The 19,987-nt window shown below is 68.0% G+C and carries 31 protein-coding genes; 29 read left to right on the forward strand and 2 right to left on the reverse strand.

Features of this window, described 5'->3' with window-relative positions:
- The first annotated feature begins 17 nt into the window (after positions 1-17).
- The 22 genes from ABZY44_RS23870 to ABZY44_RS23975 all read left to right on the forward strand — a co-directional run bounded on the left by ABZY44_RS23870 (position 18) and on the right by ABZY44_RS23975 (position 15,201).
- The gene (locus tag ABZY44_RS23870; RefSeq protein ID WP_356657026.1) at positions 18-557 is read left to right on the forward strand and encodes a hypothetical protein; all 540 of its coding nucleotides are present in this window, start codon (positions 18-20) and stop codon (positions 555-557) included.
- A 58-nt stretch (positions 558-615) separates the two neighbouring features.
- Positions 616-1,578, forward strand: coding sequence for a phage major capsid protein (locus tag ABZY44_RS23875; protein ID WP_356657028.1), 963 nt, complete (start codon positions 616-618; stop codon positions 1,576-1,578).
- A gap of 25 nt (positions 1,579-1,603) precedes the next feature.
- Positions 1,604-2,014 (forward strand): hypothetical protein, encoded by a 411-nt coding sequence (locus ABZY44_RS23880; protein WP_356657030.1) that lies wholly within the window; start codon positions 1,604-1,606, stop codon positions 2,012-2,014.
- A gap of 10 nt (positions 2,015-2,024) precedes the next feature.
- Entirely contained in the window at positions 2,025-2,282 is a 258-nt protein-coding gene (locus tag ABZY44_RS23885; protein ID WP_356657032.1) for a hypothetical protein, read from the forward strand.
- A gap of 156 nt (positions 2,283-2,438) precedes the next feature.
- Positions 2,439-2,870 carry a hypothetical protein gene (locus tag ABZY44_RS23890; protein WP_356657034.1) on the forward strand — a complete coding sequence of 144 codons (432 nt, stop codon included), beginning with the start codon at positions 2,439-2,441 and terminating at the stop codon, positions 2,868-2,870.
- Complete coding sequence (locus tag ABZY44_RS23895) at positions 2,867-3,274, forward strand: DUF6093 family protein (RefSeq protein ID WP_356657036.1); 408 nt, start codon at positions 2,867-2,869, stop codon at positions 3,272-3,274. Before ABZY44_RS23890 ends, ABZY44_RS23895 begins: the two co-directional genes overlap by 4 nt.
- Positions 3,271-3,657 carry a hypothetical protein gene (locus ABZY44_RS23900; RefSeq protein ID WP_356657038.1) on the forward strand — a complete coding sequence of 129 codons (387 nt, stop codon included), beginning with the start codon at positions 3,271-3,273 and terminating at the stop codon, positions 3,655-3,657. The genes ABZY44_RS23895 and ABZY44_RS23900 overlap by 4 nt, the downstream gene beginning before the upstream one ends.
- Positions 3,657-4,058 (forward strand): hypothetical protein, encoded by a 402-nt coding sequence (locus ABZY44_RS23905; RefSeq protein ID WP_356657040.1) that lies wholly within the window; start codon positions 3,657-3,659, stop codon positions 4,056-4,058. Before ABZY44_RS23900 ends, ABZY44_RS23905 begins: the two co-directional genes overlap by 1 nt.
- A 12-nt stretch (positions 4,059-4,070) precedes the next feature.
- Positions 4,071-4,400: a hypothetical protein gene (locus tag ABZY44_RS23910; protein ID WP_356657042.1), complete on the forward strand. Its 330-nt coding sequence runs from the start codon at positions 4,071-4,073 to the stop codon at positions 4,398-4,400.
- A 57-nt stretch (positions 4,401-4,457) separates the two neighbouring features.
- Positions 4,458-4,937: a hypothetical protein gene (locus ABZY44_RS23915; protein WP_356657044.1), complete on the forward strand. Its 480-nt coding sequence runs from the start codon at positions 4,458-4,460 to the stop codon at positions 4,935-4,937.
- On the forward strand, positions 4,937-5,455 hold the full coding sequence (locus tag ABZY44_RS23920; protein WP_356657046.1) for a hypothetical protein: 519 nt from the start codon (positions 4,937-4,939) through the stop codon (positions 5,453-5,455). Before ABZY44_RS23915 ends, ABZY44_RS23920 begins: the two co-directional genes overlap by 1 nt.
- Before the next feature lie 323 nt (positions 5,456-5,778).
- Entirely contained in the window at positions 5,779-9,102 is a 3,324-nt protein-coding gene (locus tag ABZY44_RS23925) for a phage tail tape measure protein (RefSeq protein ID WP_356657048.1), read from the forward strand.
- Between the two features lie 9 nt (positions 9,103-9,111).
- A complete protein-coding gene (locus tag ABZY44_RS23930) occupies positions 9,112-9,987 on the forward strand; it encodes a hypothetical protein (RefSeq protein ID WP_356657050.1) in 876 nt (291 codons plus the stop codon).
- A 12-nt stretch (positions 9,988-9,999) separates the two neighbouring features.
- Positions 10,000-11,058: a hypothetical protein gene (locus ABZY44_RS23935; protein ID WP_356657052.1), complete on the forward strand. Its 1,059-nt coding sequence runs from the start codon at positions 10,000-10,002 to the stop codon at positions 11,056-11,058.
- Positions 11,055-12,161, forward strand: a complete 1,107-nt coding sequence (locus tag ABZY44_RS23940; protein WP_356657054.1) for a hypothetical protein — start codon at positions 11,055-11,057, stop codon at positions 12,159-12,161. The genes ABZY44_RS23935 and ABZY44_RS23940 overlap by 4 nt, the downstream gene beginning before the upstream one ends.
- The gene (locus tag ABZY44_RS23945) at positions 12,158-12,619 is read left to right on the forward strand and encodes a hypothetical protein (protein ID WP_356657056.1); all 462 of its coding nucleotides are present in this window, start codon (positions 12,158-12,160) and stop codon (positions 12,617-12,619) included. Before ABZY44_RS23940 ends, ABZY44_RS23945 begins: the two co-directional genes overlap by 4 nt.
- A 7-nt stretch (positions 12,620-12,626) precedes the next feature.
- Positions 12,627-13,007, forward strand: coding sequence for a hypothetical protein (locus ABZY44_RS23950; protein ID WP_356657058.1), 381 nt, complete (start codon positions 12,627-12,629; stop codon positions 13,005-13,007).
- Between the two features lie 19 nt (positions 13,008-13,026).
- A complete protein-coding gene (locus tag ABZY44_RS23955) occupies positions 13,027-13,767 on the forward strand; it encodes a hypothetical protein (protein WP_356657060.1) in 741 nt (246 codons plus the stop codon).
- Between the two features lie 2 nt (positions 13,768-13,769).
- A complete protein-coding gene (locus tag ABZY44_RS23960) occupies positions 13,770-14,030 on the forward strand; it encodes a hypothetical protein (protein ID WP_356657062.1) in 261 nt (86 codons plus the stop codon).
- Positions 14,031-14,041: 11 nt separating this feature from the next.
- Positions 14,042-14,401 (forward strand): hypothetical protein, encoded by a 360-nt coding sequence (locus ABZY44_RS23965; protein ID WP_356657064.1) that lies wholly within the window; start codon positions 14,042-14,044, stop codon positions 14,399-14,401.
- Positions 14,402-14,842 (forward strand): hypothetical protein, encoded by a 441-nt coding sequence (locus tag ABZY44_RS23970; RefSeq protein ID WP_356657066.1) that lies wholly within the window; start codon positions 14,402-14,404, stop codon positions 14,840-14,842. It begins immediately after the preceding gene.
- Positions 14,843-14,859: 17 nt separating this feature from the next.
- Positions 14,860-15,201 carry a hypothetical protein gene (locus ABZY44_RS23975; protein ID WP_356657068.1) on the forward strand — a complete coding sequence of 114 codons (342 nt, stop codon included), beginning with the start codon at positions 14,860-14,862 and terminating at the stop codon, positions 15,199-15,201.
- Between the two features lie 32 nt (positions 15,202-15,233).
- Here ABZY44_RS23975 and ABZY44_RS23980 read toward each other — a convergent pair whose 3' ends face one another.
- A complete protein-coding gene (locus tag ABZY44_RS23980; RefSeq protein ID WP_356657070.1) occupies positions 15,234-15,500 on the reverse strand; it encodes a hypothetical protein in 267 nt (88 codons plus the stop codon).
- A gap of 496 nt (positions 15,501-15,996) precedes the next feature.
- Here ABZY44_RS23980 and ABZY44_RS23985 point away from each other — a divergent pair, with 496 nt between their 5' ends.
- The 6 genes from ABZY44_RS23985 to ABZY44_RS24010 all read left to right on the forward strand — a co-directional run bounded on the left by ABZY44_RS23985 (position 15,997) and on the right by ABZY44_RS24010 (position 18,795).
- Positions 15,997-16,608, forward strand: a complete 612-nt coding sequence (locus ABZY44_RS23985; protein ID WP_356657072.1) for a recombinase family protein — start codon at positions 15,997-15,999, stop codon at positions 16,606-16,608.
- Positions 16,605-17,084 (forward strand): endonuclease domain-containing protein, encoded by a 480-nt coding sequence (locus tag ABZY44_RS23990; protein WP_356657074.1) that lies wholly within the window; start codon positions 16,605-16,607, stop codon positions 17,082-17,084. Before ABZY44_RS23985 ends, ABZY44_RS23990 begins: the two co-directional genes overlap by 4 nt.
- A complete protein-coding gene (locus tag ABZY44_RS23995) occupies positions 17,081-17,389 on the forward strand; it encodes a hypothetical protein (RefSeq protein WP_356657076.1) in 309 nt (102 codons plus the stop codon). The genes ABZY44_RS23990 and ABZY44_RS23995 overlap by 4 nt, the downstream gene beginning before the upstream one ends.
- Before the next feature lie 144 nt (positions 17,390-17,533).
- Complete coding sequence (locus ABZY44_RS24000; RefSeq protein WP_356657078.1) at positions 17,534-18,070, forward strand: hypothetical protein; 537 nt, start codon at positions 17,534-17,536, stop codon at positions 18,068-18,070.
- A gap of 5 nt (positions 18,071-18,075) precedes the next feature.
- Entirely contained in the window at positions 18,076-18,279 is a 204-nt protein-coding gene (locus ABZY44_RS24005) for a hypothetical protein (RefSeq protein ID WP_356657080.1), read from the forward strand.
- Positions 18,280-18,522: 243 nt separating this feature from the next.
- Positions 18,523-18,795: a hypothetical protein gene (locus ABZY44_RS24010; protein WP_356657082.1), complete on the forward strand. Its 273-nt coding sequence runs from the start codon at positions 18,523-18,525 to the stop codon at positions 18,793-18,795.
- Between the two features lie 246 nt (positions 18,796-19,041).
- Here ABZY44_RS24010 and ABZY44_RS24015 read toward each other — a convergent pair whose 3' ends face one another.
- The gene (locus ABZY44_RS24015) at positions 19,042-19,422 is read right to left on the reverse strand and encodes a hypothetical protein (RefSeq protein WP_356657084.1); all 381 of its coding nucleotides are present in this window, start codon (positions 19,420-19,422) and stop codon (positions 19,042-19,044) included.
- Between the two features lie 48 nt (positions 19,423-19,470).
- Here ABZY44_RS24015 and ABZY44_RS24020 point away from each other — a divergent pair, with 48 nt between their 5' ends.
- A complete protein-coding gene (locus ABZY44_RS24020; RefSeq protein WP_356657086.1) occupies positions 19,471-19,914 on the forward strand; it encodes a hypothetical protein in 444 nt (147 codons plus the stop codon).
- Positions 19,915-19,987 lie beyond the last annotated feature (73 nt).

Below are 19,987 nucleotides of genomic sequence, written 5' to 3' on the forward strand. Positions count from 1 at the left end.
CGAAACGGGAGTCCCTCATGTCCGAAACCACCCCCGACGCCCCTCCCGCTCCGGCGCCGGAACCGCCCGCAACGGGCCCGGAGCCCACCGCGGAGGAGCGTCTCGCAACGCTCGAAGCCGAGCGCGACAAGTGGCAGTCCCTCTCCCGCAAGCAGGAGGAACGGGCCAAGGCGAACGCCGACAAGGCCAAGCGCTTCGATGAGCTGGAAGCCGCATCCAAGACGGAGGCGGAGAAGCTGGCGGAACGGGCCGCGGCCGCCGAAGGCAAGGCCACTGCGCTGGTTCAGCGGGCCGTCAAGGCCGAAGTTCGGGCCCTGGCGGCGAAGGGCTTCGCGGACCCGTCCGACGCCGCGGCATTCCTGAACCTCGGGGACTACATCGACGACTCCGGCGAGATCGACGAGAAGGCCATCGAGAAGGACCTCGCCGACCTCCTCAAGCGCAAGCCCCACCTCGCGAAGGAGGCCGCCCCGCCGTCGTTCGACGGGGGCGCCCGGCGGACCGCAGACAAGCCCACCTCGATGAACGACCTGATCCGCCAGAAGGCGGCCAAGTAACCACATCCGGCCCGGCTCGTACCGGCCGGCCATTCCAAAGGAAGGCAGGCACGAAGCCGTGGCCTACAACAACCTGACGAGCCGCACCGACGCCGCGGCCTTCATCCCCGAAGAGGTCTCCAAGGAGATGCTCGGCAAGGCCGTGGAGGACTCTGCGGCCCTCAAGATGTTCAAGCGGATCCCGGTCGCGCGCGGTCAGCTGCGACTGCCGGTGCTGTCCGCCCTCCCGGTCGCCTACTGGGTGTCCGGCGACACCGGTCTGAAGCAGACCACCGAAGTCAACTGGGCGAACAAGTTCCTCAACGTCGAGGAAATGGCGACGATCGTCCCGTTCCCCGACAACGTCCTCGCCGACACCGACGCGGACCTGTGGGACGAGGCGGAGCCGCTCGTGCGAGAAGCCTTCGGCCGGCTCCTCGACTCCACCATCTTCTTCGGCACGAACGCGCCGAGCTCCTTCCCGACCAACATCCTCGCCGCGGCCACCGCGGCCGGGAACAGCGTCAACGAGGGCAGCACCGCCGCGCAGGGCGGGTTCTACGGCGACATCGACAACCTGTACGAGAAGGTCGAGGCCGACGGCTTCGAGGTCAACGGCTGGGTCGCCGCAACCTCCGCGAAGAGCAAGCTCCGCCGCGCCCGCGACTCCCAGGGCCGCAAGCTCGACGAAGCCCGAGCCTCCGGCGATCTGCGCATGCTCGACGGCTACCCGATCGAGTACGCCATGAAGGGCATGTTCCCCCTCGCCGGCGGCGTCGGCGTGGACGGCGTCCGTCTCTTCGGCGGCGACTGGGACGAGTTCGTCATCGGTGTCCGCTCGGACATCTCGATGAAGATCCTCGACCAGGCCGTCATCCAGGACAACACCGGCGCGATCATCTACAACCTCGCGCAACAGGATATGACCGCCGTGCGCCTCACCTTCCGCGTGGGCTGGCAGGTCTCCAACCGGATCAACAACGAGCAGCCCACCGAGGGCTCCCGCTACCCGGTCGGCGTCCTCAAGACCGTCGGCGCCTAACCCACCCCACGAAGGAGACACAAACATGGCTGACACCGCCCCTTACGTGCGGGTCCTCGAGGCCGACGTGCCCGCAGTCGCGACCGCCGGCAACGACGACGACACCGTCATCACGCAGGCGCCGTTCGACTGCACCGTCCTGCTCGTCGAGTACGTCCCGGAGGCCGCCATCACCGGCGCGGCCACCAACCACCGCACCTTCTCCCTGGTCAACAAGGGGCAGGCAGGTAGCGGCAGCACGACCGTCGCATCGCTGGCCTTCGACTCCGGCGCCGTCACCGCGTCCGCGAACAACGAGAAGGCGATCACTCTCTCGGTCACGCCGGCGAACCTCGTGCTCGCCGCCGGCGACACGCTCCTGTGGCGGTCCATCCACATCGGCACCGGCATCACCGACCCGGGCGGCCTCGTCCGCGTCACCCTCTCCCGGAACTAAGGAGGCCGTCATGGCTGCAGCAGCACGCAAGGACGACAGCAAGCCGGCCGGGGAGCCGCAGAACCAGCCGGTTCCCGCCGGCGACGAGGTGGCCGCCTCCGTTCAGGCCGCCACCGACAAGGCGCAGGCACAGGGCTTCTACGGCGTCGAGACCGATCCGACACCCAACGAGCACTACACCGTGGCCGGCGTTGTTGCCGGGAAGCCGACCCCGGAGACCGACAAGGACGCAGCCGCCACGGCTCGCAAGGCCGCGGGCCTGCTCTGACGAAGGGAGGTCGCCGTGGCTCTCCCGGCTTTCGCAACGGCGGCCGACCTTGCTGCCGCCACCCAGCGCACTGACCTGAGCGTGGAGTCTGCCGATCTGGCGCTGGCTTCGGCTTCAGCCGTCATCCGGAGATGGACTCGGCAGTCGATCACCCGTGTGACCGATGACGTGGTGACGCTGCGGGTGCTCACTGTGGACGAATTGATCCTGCCGCAGCGGCCGGTGGAGTCCGTCTCGCAGGTTCGGGTGAACAGTCTGATCCTGCTGGACTGGGTGCTCTCCGGCGACCGGCTCCTGCGGACGGGCGGCTGGCGTCGGCTGCCCGGCACCACGACGTACCCAGATCCCGGCCTGGTCGAGGTCACCTACACGCACGGCTACGACGAGGTGCCCGACGAGATACGTGCCGTGTGCCTCGACCTGGCAGCTATGAGCCTCACCAACCCGGGCGGCCTGCGTGAGGTCGCGATCGACGACTATCGGCGGGTCTTCGCCTCCGAGACTCTCGGCTCCGGAGTCCTGTCGCCTGCCCACCGCGAGATGCTGTCCGGCTACCGGCGCCGCATCGGAACGGTGGGCCTGCGGTGAGCGACCTGGAGGCGGCTCTCGCCGCTGGCCGTCTGGCGGCGCTGGAACTGCAGCGAGAGACGATCACCCTGTACCGGCCGGGCGACGACGGCTTCGACTGGGGCTCGGGCACGGACACTCCAGGACCTGCCACGGCGATCTACTCGGGTCCCGCCCGGGTGAAGCCGGCTGCGCAGTCTCGCGGTGAGGAGGTCGATGCCGGCGAGCAGAATGTGACCTTGCGCGAGTACACCGTCTCGGTTCCGTGGGACACCGTGGTGAGCACTCAGCCTGCAGTTGGAGACCTCATGGACGTGACGGCATCGCCCGATGCTCGCATGGTCGGCTTGCGACTGTGGGTGACGGGTGTCCAGTACAGCTCGACGGCCACGGCGTGGCGGATCACGGGGGAGGACCGGTCATGACAGCGGACATCCGTGAACTGGTGCAGCTTGCCGTGGTCCTCGAGGCGCACATTCCGGAGGCCGAGCGCAGCATCGTGGCGGTGGTCACGCGCGGCGCGCTCAACGTCAAGAACGACTGGCGGGACAACGCGCGAACGAGCGCAGGCCGTCACGCCCGCCTGTACCCGAATTCGATCAGCTACGACGTCACCGTGATGCCGGGCGGCGCGACGGCTGAGATCGGCCCCGACAAGGAGAAGCCCCAGGGCGCCCTCGGCAACCTGCTGGAGTTTGGCTCGATCAACAATGGGCCTCACAACGACGGCGGCCGTGCCCTGCAGGCCGAGGAGCCGCGCTTCATAGCCCAGGTCGCCGCGATCACCGATCGTCTGGGGCCTGGCTAGTGGCGGCCCCGGACATCAAGCCGCACCTGGACGCCATCATGGCGGCCCTCACTGCGGGCGGGCTTGCGGTAGGGGATGGCGGCGCCCCGGCATCCGTGCCCTCCACCCGCATCTATGTCGCCCTCTACGTCGACCCGGGCCAATCCTTGTCGGAGTCGCTCGCCGACGCGCGGACCGACTTCACGCTGTCCTTCCAGATCACCTGCGTGGGACCCACGCAGGAGAAGTGCCGGTGGGCTGCCCAACGGGCCCGGATGGCGCTCCATGCACCCCTGGCTGTCGCTGGACGTACTGCGTGGCGGCCGGAGGAGCTGGGCGGGCCGCCGATGCAGCGCGACGACGACGTCTCCCCACCCCTCTACTACCTGCCGGTGCAGTACCGGCTGCAGTCCACGTCCTGATCGGAGATTCTCATGGCGCTCCTCGCGCAGCAGGTGGTCGCACTGAGCGGCCTGACCCCGACCTACTCGGCTGCCGCCGCGTCCACCACGGTGACGTGCGGCGAGCGGTCCTTCCTCCACGTCAAGAACACCGCCGGCAGCAGCATGACGGTCACGCTCACATCGACGGCCAGGGTTCGCGGCCAGCTGGCTGCCGACGTCGTCATCACCGTCGCCGCGACCACCGGCGACAAGATGATCGGACCGATCACCAGCGACCTGTTCGCCAGCGCTTCGGATGGCACCTGCGCGGTCACCTACTCGTCCACCGCGTCCGTGACGGTCGCCAGTCTCGTGATCTGATCTCCCTCTCTCCCGCCCGCCCCGCCTGGGGCTTTTTTTATGCCCTGAGGAGGGCCCATGTCTGACCTGATCAGCGATGGCAAGACCCGCGTGGCGTGGGCCGGCAGCATCGCGAACATCAACGCCCCGACCGTCGCCGAGCTGAATGCTGCGGCGGACTTCACGCAGCGCGTCACCCCGGACGGCCTCAAGATCGACCCGTCGACGGCGTCCGTGGACACCTCGTCGTTGGCCAGCACCTACGACACTTCCACGGCGGGCCGGATCAGCCTCGACAACGAGGTGACATTCAAGCGGGGTAACACCACGCAGGACGACCTGCCGTACACCACTCTCAAGTGGGGCGTGACCGGCTACCTCATCGTCCGCCGCGGCATCGACTACGCCACCGCCTGGACCGTCGGCCAGAAGGTGGAGGTGTACCCCACGACCTGCGGCGAACCGAAGAACTCCCCTCCGGCCGCCAACGAGGTCATGAAGTTCGCCTCACCGATGATGGTGTCGACGCAGCCGGCGACCGCGGCCACGGTGGCCTGATGCCCGACATCACCGACATCCTCAAGAAGGCCAAGCGGCGCCAGAAGAGCGTCTTCCTGGCGCTCGCTGGCGACAAGCTGGCCGAGCTCGAGCGCCTGGAGAAGGAACTCTCGGCGCTCGGGGACGCCTGGGCGCCGGGGAGCCTCGCCGAGACCGACCCGCGCAAGAAGCTCGCGGAACAGGTCTCGGCTGTTCGCCAGGCCGTCCGGGACTCCGAAACCGAGTTCCGGTTTGAGGCGCTCGGCGACAGGGCGTGGTCGGACCTCGTGGCCGCCCATCCACCCAGGGAGAAGGGTCACGCCTTTGACCCGGAGTCCTTCGCCCCGGCCCTCATCGCCGCGTGTGCTGTCGATCCCGTCATGACCGCAGAGCAGGTCGCGGCGCTCTTCGACGTCCTCAACCATGCGCAGCGTGATGCGCTCTGGCAGGGGGCGTTCGACGTCAACACGGAGGCCACGGGCATCCCTTTCTCATTGGCCGCCTCCGGGATCCTGGACTCCCTCACCGGCGCGAAGTAGAGACGGCCCGCGCCTGGGGCGTGCCGCGCTCCGTGTTCCTTGGACGCATCATCGCTCCAGGCGAGCCGCTCTGGCTGGATGAGGACCGCGAGTGGGCTTTGGCCCTGGCCGAGGTCGAGCGGGACTCGTGCCCCGATTGCGGCCATCCGTGGTCTGAGGCGTCCGCTGCCGAGAGCGAGTACCAGTACGACGTAGCGCTGCTCCGATGTCACGCCTGCGCGACCGGCGCACGCGCGAGTCAGCAGTTCCAGGAAGCGAACGGCGACCCCAGAGGTCTGCACGTCAGCATCACGAGACGGGGGTAGAACGTGGCCACTCGTACCGTGAACGTCGTCCTGACCGGCACGGCCACGCCGTACATCAGCGCCACCCAGCAGGCGGCGCGGGCTACCCAGGCGGCATCTCGGCAGATCGAGACGTCGATGCGGGCGGCCACGAACTCGTCGTCGGCCGCACTCCAGAACATGGCGCGTACCGCGGAGGCGCAGGGGGCCCGTGCTGCGGCGAGCCTGAACCGCACGGCATCGGTGACCGAGTCGCAGATGCGGCGTGTCGGCACGAGCGGCGCGGCTTCCCTGAACCAGGTGGGTGCGGGTGCCGCTCGGGCTGCTACAGACGTGGCGTCTGTAGGGTCCGCTGCCGCTGCTGCTGCGGCTACTACCGCCCGGCAGTTCACCGGCGCCGGCGGGGCGGTAACGCGAGTCTCGGCTGCAGCGCGCGCGGCGTCTGCTGCTGATGCTGGGCGGCTGGCTTCTGCATGGTCGTCCGCGGCTGCGGCTATCGGCGGCGGCATGCGTTTCGCGGCGACCACTGTCGGCACCAGCATGATGGAGATCGCCAACACGTCCACGAAGTCTCTCAAGGCGGCACAGGCGGCATCGCTCGGGCTGGTGGCAGTCTTCGGGTTGGCCGCTGCCGCTGCCGCACGCTTCGACAAGGCAATGTCGGAGGTCCGCGCCGTAACCGGCGGCTCGGCCGATGACATGAAGGCGCTGTCGACGGCCGCGCTCGAGGCCGGCCGGGCCACGGTGTATTCGGCCACCCAGGCCGCGAACGCGGAGGCGGAGCTGGCTCGCGCCGGCATCTCGACCGCGGACATCATTGGCGGCGCCCTGAAGGGATCCCTCGACCTCGCAGCCTCCGGGCAGCTGGAGCTCGGCGAGTCCGCGATCATCTCCGCCCAGGCCATGAACGCTTTCAAGCTGAAGGGCTCTGACGTCGGTCACATCGCTGACGTCATCTCCGCCGGCGCGGGCAAGAGTGCCACGAACGTGCACCACATGGGCATGGCCTTCCGCCAGGCCGCGCTCCTGTCCTCGCAGACGGGCCTGTCCCTGGAGCAGACTGTCGGCACCTTGTCGATGTTCGCGCAGAACGCTCTGACCGGCTCGGATGCGGGCACATCCCTCAAGGTCATGCTGCAGCGCCTGGTTCCGCAATCCAAAGAGGCCAAGGCCGCAATGGATGCGATCGGGTTCTCCGCCTACGACGCCTCAGGGAACTTCATCGGCCTGTCGGCGCTTGCGGACGTCATGAAATCGAGTTTCTCGAAGCTCACGCCGGAGGCCCGCAACGCCGCCATGGCAACGATCTTCGGCAGCGATGCCGTGCGGGCCGCGACGATCCTCTACAAGGCCGGCGCCGAGGGAGTCGATCAGTGGGTCTCTGCCGTCAACGACACCGGGTACGCCACCCGCGTGGCCGCCACGATGACCGACAACCTGTCCGGGGACCTGGAGCGCCTCAAGGGAGCCCTCGAGACAGCCCTGATCAGCTCGGGATCCTCCGGGAACAAGGTTCTGCGTGAGATGGCACAGGCTCTCTCCGGGGTCGTGAACTGGTACAACCAGCTGTCCCCGTCGGTGCAGTCCAACGTCACGATCCTCGCTGGTCTCATCGGCATCCTGGGGCTCGTCGGCTCCAGCTTGCTGTTGATGCTGCCGCGCATCATGGCAGTGAGAACCGAGCTGGTCGCCCTCGGTGTCACGGCCGCCCGAGTCCGCGGGGCCATGATGGGCTTGGGTGGCCTGACGGTCATCCTTGCCACTCTCGGCGCCATCGCTGTCGGCATCGGCAAGCTGACCGAACGGTTCCGAGCGGCGCCGCCCGAGGTCAACCGGCTGGCCGAATCTCTGGTCGACTTTGCCCAGCAGGGCAAAGTGTCTGGGGAGATGGCTCGCATTTTCGGCAAGGACCTCGACAAGGTCGGCGAGGCGGCCGCCCGCATCGCCCATCCGGATGCTCTCGACCGGATGGAAGATTTCTTCTCCACCTTCGACCCGAACGCGGACGCGGGCCCAAGTCTGGAAGCGGCTCGCGAGAAGATCAAGAGTCTTGACGAGGCTCTGGCTGGACTCGTCTCCGGCGGTGCGACCGAGGAAGCGGCAGCGAACTTCGAGCGGCTGGCCGCGGAGGCGGAGAAGCATGGCACATCGTCCGAGAAGCTGCTGAGCATCCTGCCCCGCTACGACAGCGCCCTGGCCGCGACGTCCACTCAGAGCAAGCTGGCCGCGGGCTCACAGAAAGAGCTGGGCGACTCGGCAGAGATGACGGCCGACCAGATCGCAGACACGCGCAGTGCGGCCGACAAGCTCAAGGACTCTTTGGCCGGCCTGAACGGGGTGGCGATCTCCGCAGCCGAGAAGGAGATTTCCTTCCGGGCAAGCCTCCAGGACCTCTCCGATACGGTGAAAGAGTCAGGTCACTCGCTCGACGTCACATCGGAAAGCGGGCGGAAGGTCAAGAGCTCATTCCTGGACGCCGCCCAGGCGGCTATGGCGCACGCCCAGGCGATCTCCGAGCAGACGGGCTCGGTCGAGAAGGGTAACGCGGCCCTCGAGCAGGACATCGCCGTACTGAAACGACAGATGCTCGCCGCGGGATTCTCCACCAAGGCCGTCGAGGAACTTATCGGCGCCTACGCCCAGGTACCCACGCAGGTCGTCACCGACATCAAGGCCGAAACCGACAAGGCCGTCAGCGACTTGCAGCGGGTACAGGGCGAGATCCTCAAGACCAACGGCAAGCAGATCACGATCGACGCCCTTACCGCGCAGGCAGAAAAGAACCTGCGCGACCTCGGCTTCAACGTGGTCCGTCTGCCTGACGGACACGTCACCGTCTCCATTCCCACCGGTCCGCCGTCTGCGGCCATCGACACCATTCAGGGTCGCATCAACAACATGAGCGGCACGCAGATCGGAGTCGGCGTCTATCTGCGCGCCACTGCATCCGACCGGGACGCCAACGGCGTCCCCGACCTCATCCAGGCACAGCGTCGCGACGGTGGTCTGATCGGGTACGCCAGCGGCGGGCCGATCCGCGGCTACCCGACGGGCGGTTCTGTTCGCGGTCCCGGATCCGGGACCTCCGACAGCATCCTCGCCCGCGTCAGCAACGGCGAGTACGTCATCAAGGCCGCCTCGGTCCGTCAGTACGGCGTGCCGTTCCTGAACGAGCTGAACTCGGGACGACTTCAGGCCGCGGGCTACGCCGCCCGGCCTGCGGCCCGGTTCGGGTCAGGTGGATCCGGAGGCCAGCCCGTCCAGCAGATCACCAAGCACTACACGATCGTCATGAACGGCTCGAAGCAGTCCTCCGCGGAGCAGGCAGCGGAGATACAGCGACACCTGCAATTCGTGGGCTGAGAGAGGCGGGTGACGCTCGTGCCGTACATTCCCGGCGCTTCATTGGGAGGTCGCAGGGCGGACCTCGGATCCGTCACGCTGGGCGCAGTAGATGCGGCTGGCGTCGCCTGGCATCTCCAGGGCCTCGACGGTTGGGACGGGTCGGACCTCAGCGCCGGGTACCAGCCACGGGAGGCGGACCATGGTGCGTGGGCCGCGCCTGTCTACCTTCGACAGCGTCCCGTCACGATCACCGGAAAGATCGAGGCTTCCGGCGTGACGGCCCTGGATGCCGCGATCGAGCAGCTGATCGCAGCGTCTTCCTTCGCCGACACGACGCTGACGGTATACGAGAGCATTCCAAAGCAGGCGACCGTCCGCCGATCCGGGCCCCCGCTGATCAAGCCGATCACTGACCGGATAGCCGAGTACTCCGTTCTCGTTACGGCCGCCGACCCACGCCGGTACAGCACAGACCTGCAGGCCCAGTCCGCCGGCCTGCCGTCGGTGACAGGCGGTGTGACTCTGCCGCTCACAATGCCGCTCACCATCACGGCGGGCACATCATCCGGACAGATCTCCCTGTCGAACGCGGGCTCAATGAGCACCCGCCCGACCTTCACGATCGACGGCCCCGTCGCCGACCCGGTGATCGTGGTCCAGTATCCCGATTCCACGGTCGTCCAGCTCGCCTTCTCGGACACGCTCGGCGCCGGCGACCAGCTCGTCATCGACACGGCGGCTCGCTCTGTGGTCCTCAACGGAAGTGTGTCCCGCCGCGGCTATCTGTCGGTCGCGAGGTGGCCGGTTATCCCGCCGACCTCGACTGTCACCGTCCAGTGGACGGCTTCCTCGTATGACTCTGCCGCCCTGCTGACCGGCACTTGCCGCAGCGCCTGGATGTAAGGAGAGCGCATCGTGGCATCGACCGACCCCCTGTGGGTCCCTGGGGTCTCTTACGACGAGGGCGAGCTGCGGAAGATGGACTCCGTGCTCGTCATGTCAGACGGCACCGCAGAGGGCTCCCGAGGCGGCATCCGTCCTGGCGATACAGGCCTTACCGTCAGCCTGGCGGGTACGACCGTCAACGTCTCGGCTGGCCCGGCCTGGGTGCCTCGCGCCAGCCAGGGCGCGTACCGGGTGAGGATGGCGGCGACCAGTCCGGGAACTCTGAGTGCGGCCAACGCGACGTTTTCGCGCATCGACTTGGTCTACCTGCGCGTCTGGGATCACTCGGTCGACGCGTCCGGCCTCTACAAGGCGGACACGGTCTACCTGGCGGGTACGGCGTCAGGGTCTCCGGTCGCGCCGACTCCGGGCGGTACCGAGATCTACATTCCGCTGGCGACGATCACCGTGCCGTCTACGGGCGGTGGCGGCACAGGTGCGGCGACAGTGTCGAGCGCGGTCCGGCAGCTCACTGTCGCGCCGGGCGGAATCCTGCCCGTCTCCTCGGCGGCCGACATTGCAATCACCGGCAAGTACACGGGCCAGGTCCGCCACAACTCCACCCGGTCCGGGGTCGGCGGCCAGCTCGAGACGTGGAACGGGTCGGCGTGGGCGGCGCCCGGGGACTGGGTGACGTACACGCCGACGTGGACGGCCAGCACGACTCCTCCGTCGCTGGGCAACGGCTTGCTCAAGGGGCGCTATTCGCTGGTCGGCAAGCACTGCACGATCCAGGTCTTCATGAAGATCGGGTCGACGACGACGCAGGGAACCGGCACTTGGGCCTGGGCCTTGCCGTTCAACCAGGCCTCCGCCGTCGACACCAACGAGGGCTTCGCGGGCGGCGCCTACCTGTCGACCGGGTCCGGGTACGCCGGCCTGCCCTTCTGCCAGTCAAATGCCGGGTTCGCCAACAAGATCGTCATCCTGGTGGCGTCGTCGCCGGGCGTACTCCTAGGCCCCGGCAATCCCGGCACCTGGGCGACCGGCAACAATCTCTCCGCGACCATGACCTACGAGATCGCGTGACCACCCTCGAGCTCGCCTGGTACGGCTGCAACCTGCGGACCGGCGTCATCGCCGAGGAGCTGCCGTCTCTGACACCGTCCGGGACGATCGGCCGCAAGCTCGGTGCGGTTACCTCGGCGACCTTCGCTCTCGACCTGGCTGGCGCACCAGCGGAGTGGGAGGCCGCTACCGACGAGGGGCGAACCATGCTCGTCGGCGTCGACACCGCTACGGACACCCCCCTGTGGGCGGGCATCGTCCTCAACCGGATCGGCGGCTCCGACCAGCAGGTACAGCTCGCCGCGGCCAGCCCCGAGGCGTACCTAGACCGACGCTACCCCGGCGACTACGTGATCGAGGGCGCCGACCAGACCGACGTCATGACGGCCCTGGCCACCGCCGCCCTCACCGACGGGCCGCCCCTCACCGTCGACGCCACCTCCACCGGCGTCGCCATCGACTACACGATGGCCGACAGCGACGACCGGACGATCCTGTCCGCGCTCCAGGAGATCTCCGGCATGTCCGGGGGCCCCGAGTGGACGATCGATGTCGTCTGGGCGGACGGCACACACCGGGCATTCGCCCTGGTCCTGCGGATCCGGCCCACGATCGGCGTCACCGCCATCAGCCCCGAGGCCGTGTTCGACTTTCCCGGCTGCGTCGCCTCGTACACGCTCGCCGAGTCCTACGAGAAGGGCCGCGGGGCAACCTCAGTCGTCGCCCGCGGCGACCAGTCCGACGGGGTCCGCGCGACCTCTGAACTGCACACCGCGGATGCGGCGATCGCCGACGGCTGGGCTTTGTGGGAGCACCGATACACGCCCGCGCAGGGCATCACCGACCCGGAGCAGCTCGACCGGCACGCCACCGAAGCGCTCGCTTTGATGACGACCGGCTCCCGGGCGTGGAGCCTCGAGGCCGTCGCCTCCGCAGCCCCTCGTCTGGGCGAGGCCTGGGGGCTCGGCGACACCATCCAACTCTCGGTCGCCCCCCGGGACGTGGTCGCGGGCACGGGTTCCCTCCGACACCCGGCAGGAATCGACGTCGTGGCCCGCGCCTACGCCTGGACCCTCGACCCAGCCGGAGACAAAGTCACGCCGATCCTGCTGGAGGACGAATGAGCGTCCGCACCGACCAGCTGCCACGCGATCCGAGTTTCCTCGCCGAGCAGGTAGCCAAGCTCCGACGCGACCTCGACGAACTCCGCGCGACCGCCGGCGACATGGCTGCCGCGGACTCCCTCCTCGCCCCCCACGACCTGGACCCGGCCCGCTGGCCCCAGACCGACCAAGCCGCCTGGACAGCCATCGCCCGCTCCAACAACCTGCGGTGGAAGTCCCAGCTGCGGGTCATCCTGGCGACCGCCGTGTCCGGGACCGCCGTGGGAGACATCCGGCTGACGATCGACGGCGCTCAATGGGGTCCGACCGTGGCCGCCGGCGACAGCTTGGACCACACGGAGGACCTGCCGGCCATCATCCCCATCGGCGGGCAGTGGCGACTGGACATCGAAGGCCAACGGACCTCGGGCACCGGGTCGGTGCACGCCCAGATCCAGCTGATCCGCGTCATCACCTAGGAGCACCGTGCGCACCCTGACCACGCTCATCGCCCACACGCCGGAGGAGCTGGCCGAGCGCCTGTCCCCGCTGGCGGCTGCGGAGTTCACGGGCGGCCGGGCCGGGCAGATCGCCCCCGCGCAGTCCGGGCAGCCGGCCGCCGTCGGCGAGCTGTGGCTGCTGGCCGTACCCCGCCCGTCCCGGGATCCCGGCGAGTGGCAGGTGTACGCGCTCACCAGCGAAGACGACATCCCCGGCTGGCCGTACAACCTCGACCACTACACGGGCGGCCTGCAGCACCCGCGCGACGTCGCCCAGGCCCTGCGCTGGGCCGGCCACGAAGTCGTCCTCCGCCACTACAACTCCTTCGCCGTGACCAGCGGCGACGAAGACATCCCCCTCACCTGACAACCGCCCAGGAGGCAACGTGTCCACCGGCGCGCAGTACTACCCAGGGGCGTCGACCGCCTACCTGTACAGCGGCACCTACAAGGGGCTCATGCAGGAGATCAACTGCTGCGTGACCCACACCACCGAGGGCACCAGCCTGCCCGACTACGACGGTGGCGCGTTGGCGCCCAACACCACGATCCTGCCGGACATCGGGAACAAGCGGATCAAGGTCTACTGCCACTTCCCCGCGGACATGTCCGCCCGAGCCCTCGTCGACAATCCCGACACCGAGGTCCGCACCAACCGCAACAACTGCCACCAGGTCGAGCTCGTCGGCAGCTGCGACCCGAACCGGAGCGTCAGCTGGAACAAGCTCCGCGCCGGCGTCGACTACATCTACTGGCCCGACGCCCCGGACTGGCTGCTCCGCGCCTACGCCCAGTACATCGCCTGGCTGTGGACCGAGCACGGCGTGCCCCTCGTCTCGACCACGCGGCCATGGCTGGCCTACCCCGGCAGCTACGGGAACAGCAAGGCCCGCATGACGCTCGACGAATGGCACAACTTCACGGGCCACTGCGGGCACATGCACGTCCCCGACGGCAACGACCACGGCGACCCCGGCAACACGCGGATGGACCTGGTCATCGCATACGCCAAGGAGATCGTCTCCGGCAAGCCGACCATGCCGGTCGATCCGCCCGCGACCCCGCCCACCCCTCCTCCGCCGCCGGAGTACGTCCGGCCGCTGGCCTTCCGAATGATCGGAGTCTGACCATGACCACCCCCGCCCCCATTCCGCGCCCCGCCGGCGTCCTGCTCCTCAAGTCGGCGGGCGGCGGCCGCGGCTCGTCCAGCGGCGCCACCGACGCGACGATCTTCGCGATCTTCCCGAACGGGTTCATCCGCCGCGCCACCAAGGCCGAGCTCAGCCGATGGGACAACGTCACCATCGACTACACCGTCCCCGCCGGCCAGCAGTACGACGGCGACTGGCTCGACGTCGCCACCGTCGACAACGCCATCCGCAAGGCCTGAAGGGAACACCCATGAAGCTCTTCAATCGTGAACCGGCTCTCTGGCTGGGCCTCGTCGCCATCGCCGTCAAGCTCCTCGCAGCGTTCGGCCTCGACGTCTCCGCCGACCAGCAGGCCGTGATCAACGCTGTCGCCGCAGCCGTCGTCGGTCTCGCGCTTGCCGTCATGGCTCACGACGCCGTCGGCGCTGCCGTCCTCGGCTTCGCCCAGGCCGCCCTCGCCCTCGCGGTCGGCTTCGGCCTCGACTGGTCTGCCGAGCAGCAGGCCGTCGTCCTCGCCGCTGCGGCCGCCGTCGTCGCCATGTGGGACCGGACGCAGATCACCGCGCCCGTGCCGGCCGCCGCGGTCACCCGCCCGCTCACGGGCGTGTAGATGCGGTGCCGTGCGGTCCGGCGGATCCGACATCAGCTGGGCCGCCGCGGCCACTTCCTCCTCATCCTCGGCATCGGCAAGACCTGCTGGGGAGCCGGAATGATCGTGGACCCGCCCACGACGACCGGCCTGCAGCTCCTCACTCGCATCGCCCCGCTCCACTGCTGGGCCTGGCTATGGGTCATCGCGGGGCTGATCACAATCGTCTCGGCCTTCCTCAAGGTGGGCCGTGACCGCTTCGGATTCATCGCTGCATTGGCGCCGCCGGCCGTGTGGGCGATTGCTTACCTCTCCGCCGTCATCGGTGGGGAGTACTCGCGCGGCGCCTGGGTCGCCGTCTGGTACCTCACCTCTCACGTGGGGGTGATCATGTGGGCCGCGACGGTGCCCGAGCACTCAGTGCCCAAGCCTCCGCGCGCCCGGAGAGCTGAGGGCGGATGACAGGGGTCTGGGCAGCAGTGGTCACGGTGGCGGCCGCCGTGCTCACGTGCATTGGGGCGGTGTACACGGCGCGCTCCTCGAGGGCTGCTGCTGCAGCGACCGCCCGCGCGACAGAGGTAGCGGCCGTCGTCCAGAGCGAACCCGCCCAACGGGCAGCCGACCTACAGGCCTTCCGCGAGATCCGCGTCAAGCAGGCCGACGACCTGGCAGAGACCCGCGAGGAAGTCCGGTCGCTCCGGTCGCTCGTGAGGGCGTTCGTCTTCTACGTCGGCGACCTCACGACCCAGATGCGGCAGGCCGGCATCGAACCCCCGGCGCCACCGGACCGGATCAACGAGTACAACCGAACTGGAGTCTGATCCGCCCCCGCCCTCCTGGGCGGGGGCTTTCGTCATGCCCGCCGACCCCGAACCCAGTCGGGTTGGTGCGGACTGTCCAAGGGGCCACCGGTCAAGTCCACTTCTCCGCTCAAGATTGCGAGTCCGATCGCGTGCGGAAGTGACCTTGCGCCGAGCCGCTTTTTTGCGGCGGCCACGACTTGGAGCACCTGTTTGCGCCCGATGCCGTGCTCCTTGCCGGCCTCCTCATAGGTGAATCCAAGGGCGACCTTGGTCAGGATTGCAGCCTGCCTCAAGTCGAGCAGCTCTTCAGTCGTCATGAGTCGAGCATGCGCCAGGGGCTGGACGCCTGTCACGAGACCCGCATTTTTGCGGGACCCCCCAACCAACAGAGTGAAGTTGACCGGCGATAAGATGCCGTATGCGGGCCCGCTCCTTCGTGGAGTGGGCCCGTCCCCTCTGTGCGGGGTCAGTGCGAGATGCAGAAGCAGAACGAGCCGTGGCACATGTAGCAGCTCGGGCGCCCGACGCAGCGACAAGACTAGAGACAGAACACCGGCTCGTTGTGCTCCTGGACGGCTGCCTCGTCTGACTCGTCGTAGTCCTGGCGGCAGGTGTCGCATTTCGTCATGGGGCGAGTGTGTCAGAGCGAGCCCCGGCGATGGCGGCCTGTTCATCAATCGGTCGGTTGATGAATCAGGTTGAGTGGCCGACCCGAACCGACCTGTCCAGCATGGCTGTTGTTCAGAAACTCGTTCATCTATCTGCTAGCGTTCAGATTGAAGGTGAACCGTTTGATGAACGAAGGGACCTTGAATGGCTCTAGTCGGGCTCGTCCGAGTCAGCATGGACAAGCAGAACACCCAACGACAGCACGACGCTCTCGGCCCCATCTGCCTCAAGGTCTTCGAAGAGAAGATGAGCGGCAAGCTGCGCACCGAAGAGCGGCCCGGCCTCATGGCCGCAATCGAGTACGTGCGCGAAGGGGACATGCTCTGCGTACAGGAAGTCGACCGTCTCGGCCGCAACCTCCTCGAGGGACTCATCGTCCTGAACGACCTCTTCGAGCGCGGCATCGCCGTGAAGGTGCTCGAAGGAATCGCGGCCGGCGAGCACACTGAACGCTCTCTGATCCTGGACCTGGCCCTCGCGCTTGCCGAAGACCGTCGACGCGACATCGTGCGCAAGACGAACAACGGTCTTGAGTCTGCCCGCAAGCTCGGCCGCGTCGGCGGCCGGAAGCCGGTGATGACGGAAGCCCTGACGATCCAGGCCGCCGCCTTGCGTGAGCGAGGCTTCACGATCCGCCAGATCCAGCCGCACCTCCGCATCGCCGAGGGCAAGAGCAAGGGCAAGAACCCCAGCGTCGGCGCCATCTCCCAGGCCCTCCGCGCCCACGATGCTCAATACTCGGAGGTGGCGTCGTGACTACCGGGGAGCCGGAGCCGGACAAGGCCTGCCGCAAGTGCGGAATCACGAAGCCGGCCTCCGACTTCTATATGCATCAGGGCCGCCGGCATCCGCGCTGCAAGGCCTGCCTGAGCGAGTACTACCGCGACCGATACAAGCAGGCCAACGGCAAGGACAAGGTCTTCGAGCAGAGCTTGAAGCGGCTCTACGGCATCACACTCGGCGACTACAACCGCATGGCGGCGGAGCAGGGAAACCTGTGCGCGCTCTGCGGGGACGCGCCGGACACCGAGCGACGTATGCATGTGGACCACGATCACGCCACGGGCAAGATCCGCGCCCTGCTGTGCCACCACTGCAACCTGCTTCTCGGGAACGCGAAGGACTCTCCGCATCGACTGCGCCAGGCCATCGCCTACCTCGAACTGCACCACCCCGCCTACACTCTCGCCGCCGGACTCGCCGAGCGGCTCCAGCCCCAGGAGGGCCAGTGACCAGCACAGCCGTAGACCGCGCCGTCTCCATCCTTCGCACTGTCGGCCTGACCCCGCTGGCCGCAGGCGAGGCGCGCGGGTTCAAGGCGAGCGGCTTCACCGTCGAGCCCGGCCCGGAGGAGAACTCAGTCCGCATCACCGGCATCGCCAAGTTCGCCGGCCAGGACAAGTACGACGAGTGGAACGAGGCCAGGATCATCGCGCAGAAAGCGGTGGACGTCCTCGAGCGCCAGGGCGCCGGCTGGGGCGAGCTGGATGGACACGAGCCGAACTGGGTCGTCGACGTCTTCCTGCCCAGCGAGTAGTCGCAGAACGTTATGCGCTGGGTCGGGCTGAACTACTACTCGCGGCCGGCCTGGTAGATCGACTGGTAGCAGTAGTAGTTCGGTCCGGTTATCCGGCGCCGAACCGAACAACTCCGCCACACTGAAGCCCCCCGAGGAGGAACCGTGCCGCTGCTCGACCGCTTGCCCCTGTCCGTCCCGGTTGCCCGTGCCGTGTTGCCCAGCGTGGAGCAAGATCCGATGCTGCACGCTGGAGTAGCGCTGATGCTGCTGGTCGGCCTCCGGCCGGGCGAGGTCAGCCGGCTCACCGTCGCCGACTACGAGCCGGGCCCAGAGCCGCACATCACGGTGGACGGCAACCGTCACATCCGCATTGCCCCATCGGCTGCCGCTTCCCTCGACGCCTATCTCGGCGGACAGGACACGGAACCCGACGAGCCGCTGCTGTTCGGCTTCCACCGCCAACACGGCGACATGATGCGCCGTGTCTTCACTGAGAAGACGGAGCAGGCCCGCCTGCATGTCAGCATGCACGACCTGCGGAAGGTCGCGATGCGGGCAGCGCTAGAGGACGGGGCGCCCGTGGCGCACATCGACGCGTACTTCGGCACGGACAAGACCGGGCAGTTGACCACAGGCGACGTGACGCCCGGATTCGACGCGGCGATGGCCCGCACCCTCGAGGCCGCGTTCGGAACCTGACCGCCGTGCCGCACTGGAGCCATGCGAAGGAGGCGTCGTTGAAGGTCATCGTCGACGGCACGTGGGAGCTTGACCTGACGGCGCCGCCCCGCGTCGGCGAGATCATCGCCAGTGGCGAGAAGGTCGCACGCGTCGTCGAGGTCGTCTGGTTCATGCCGGACGAGTTCGACGACGAAGTTCGGGTGCACGTCCAGCTGGAGGGCAGCTGACGGCCGCCGGCGCCGCGACCACCGCAAAATGCCCGCCCCGTCCTGCCCGGGGGCGGGCTTCTTCATACCCGGAATCTTGCTCTGTCATATGCCTACGGGGCGCCTGCGTCATCGAGTAGAGCCAGCATCTCCAGGACCGTCCGCGCCCCCTCGCCGCCCGGCCGACCCACCGCCGGGATGCGCGCACGCGCCGGCCGGGTGACCCTGAAGGAGATCCCGACCCCTCACATGCAAGGGATAGCCATGATCAAGAAGCTTCACGAGATGGGCCTTCGAAGCGAGCACGCGTACATGGCGGCTTTCGCGTCGATCGGTCTCTCCATCGCCACATGGGCGACGTCCCTCACCGCCGAGCCTGGTGCCGGCCTCGATCGCGCTGACCGGTGGGGCATCTTCATCGGGGAATGGGCCCCCACGTTCTTTGGGCTCGGCCTGGCCTTGTCTCACTACGAGCAGTCGGAAGGCACTCTCCTCGCCAGCGTCAGGGAAATCCGCGAGGACCGCGAAGCCATGTGAACGCAGCCCGCTGCCGGTGCCTCGCGGGCCCACTGGGCGCGTCGGAACGCCCGCCCCTGGTGACGCTCGGGGCGGGCGTTTCGTTTTCGTTTTCCTGAATCTTGCTCTGTCATATGCCTACCGGCCCGCCCACCTGCGTGCATATGGTGTGGCTCCGGACCATCTCCGGGCCAAGCGCCCTCCCGGCTCCCCACGGGAGGGCTGCCGCGCGCCTACACCGCCGAGCGACGTCATTCCGGCATGCCTTCACTGGTCCACTGGCTTCTCTCCGAGCGCGGCCAGTTCGCTCACGGCCATGTGCTCGAAGCCCGGGGTGGCCTGTTCGGCGTACTTCTTGAACCACTCCCATGCGGACTGGCGGGTCATTCCGAGCGCTTGCCCGATCTCAACCCAGGAGTTTCCCTCGCGCCGGGCTTCACCTGTGATCCACCCGCGGGACTCGGTCATGGATTCTGCGAGGAGGCGCACGGCAGTGAGTGCCTCCAGGGCGGTCACGGGGCCGTGGCGGTTGTCGTCGTACTGCTTGATGTAGCTGCCGATGATGGACACGAGGGCGTCCATGCTGAAGCCGGTCTGTTCAGGGTGGTCGATGTAGTCGGCGAGGTGGGTCCTGGCTCCGTCATCCATGCCTGTAAGGCTAGCCTGACAGGCGGCTGTCAGGCTAGCCTTACGGACATGTCATTGGTGACCTGGCACCGGCCCGACTTCAAAGGCCGTGAAGACGAACTGATCAACCAAAACGCGATTGCCGAGCTGGCCCGTGTCACGCGTGGTGGTGTGTCCAACTGGACTGTGCGAGAAGCCACGTTCCCCCTGGTCGTTGCCGTTCAAGGCACTCACAATCGGGCTCCTCGCCTCTACGTCCAAGCCGAGGTGGAGGCGTGGCTGGCCGACCGCGCATCCCGCCCGAGGGCCCCGCGTCGGCCTCGCACTCCGTCCCGGCCCCGCCGAGAACTCCTCGCTGAGCGAGCGGGACGAGCCTCACGCCGGATCGCCGAGGAAGAGCAGCGCATGGCGACTCTCTACGTGGAGCTCGGCAAGGCCGCCGAACGCCTGAAGCGAGCCCAGGATGAGCTGACGTCAATCAAGGCTGAGACCGAGGCGACGCCGAAGCCGTAGACCACCCACGGGAGGGCTGCCGCGCGCCGGCGGCATCCCGGGATTCGCCCCCGAGCCTCACCCGGCGGTGGCA

The organism is Streptomyces sp. NPDC006544, assembly GCF_040611715.1.
GTDB lineage: Bacteria > Actinomycetota > Actinomycetes > Streptomycetales > Streptomycetaceae > Streptomyces.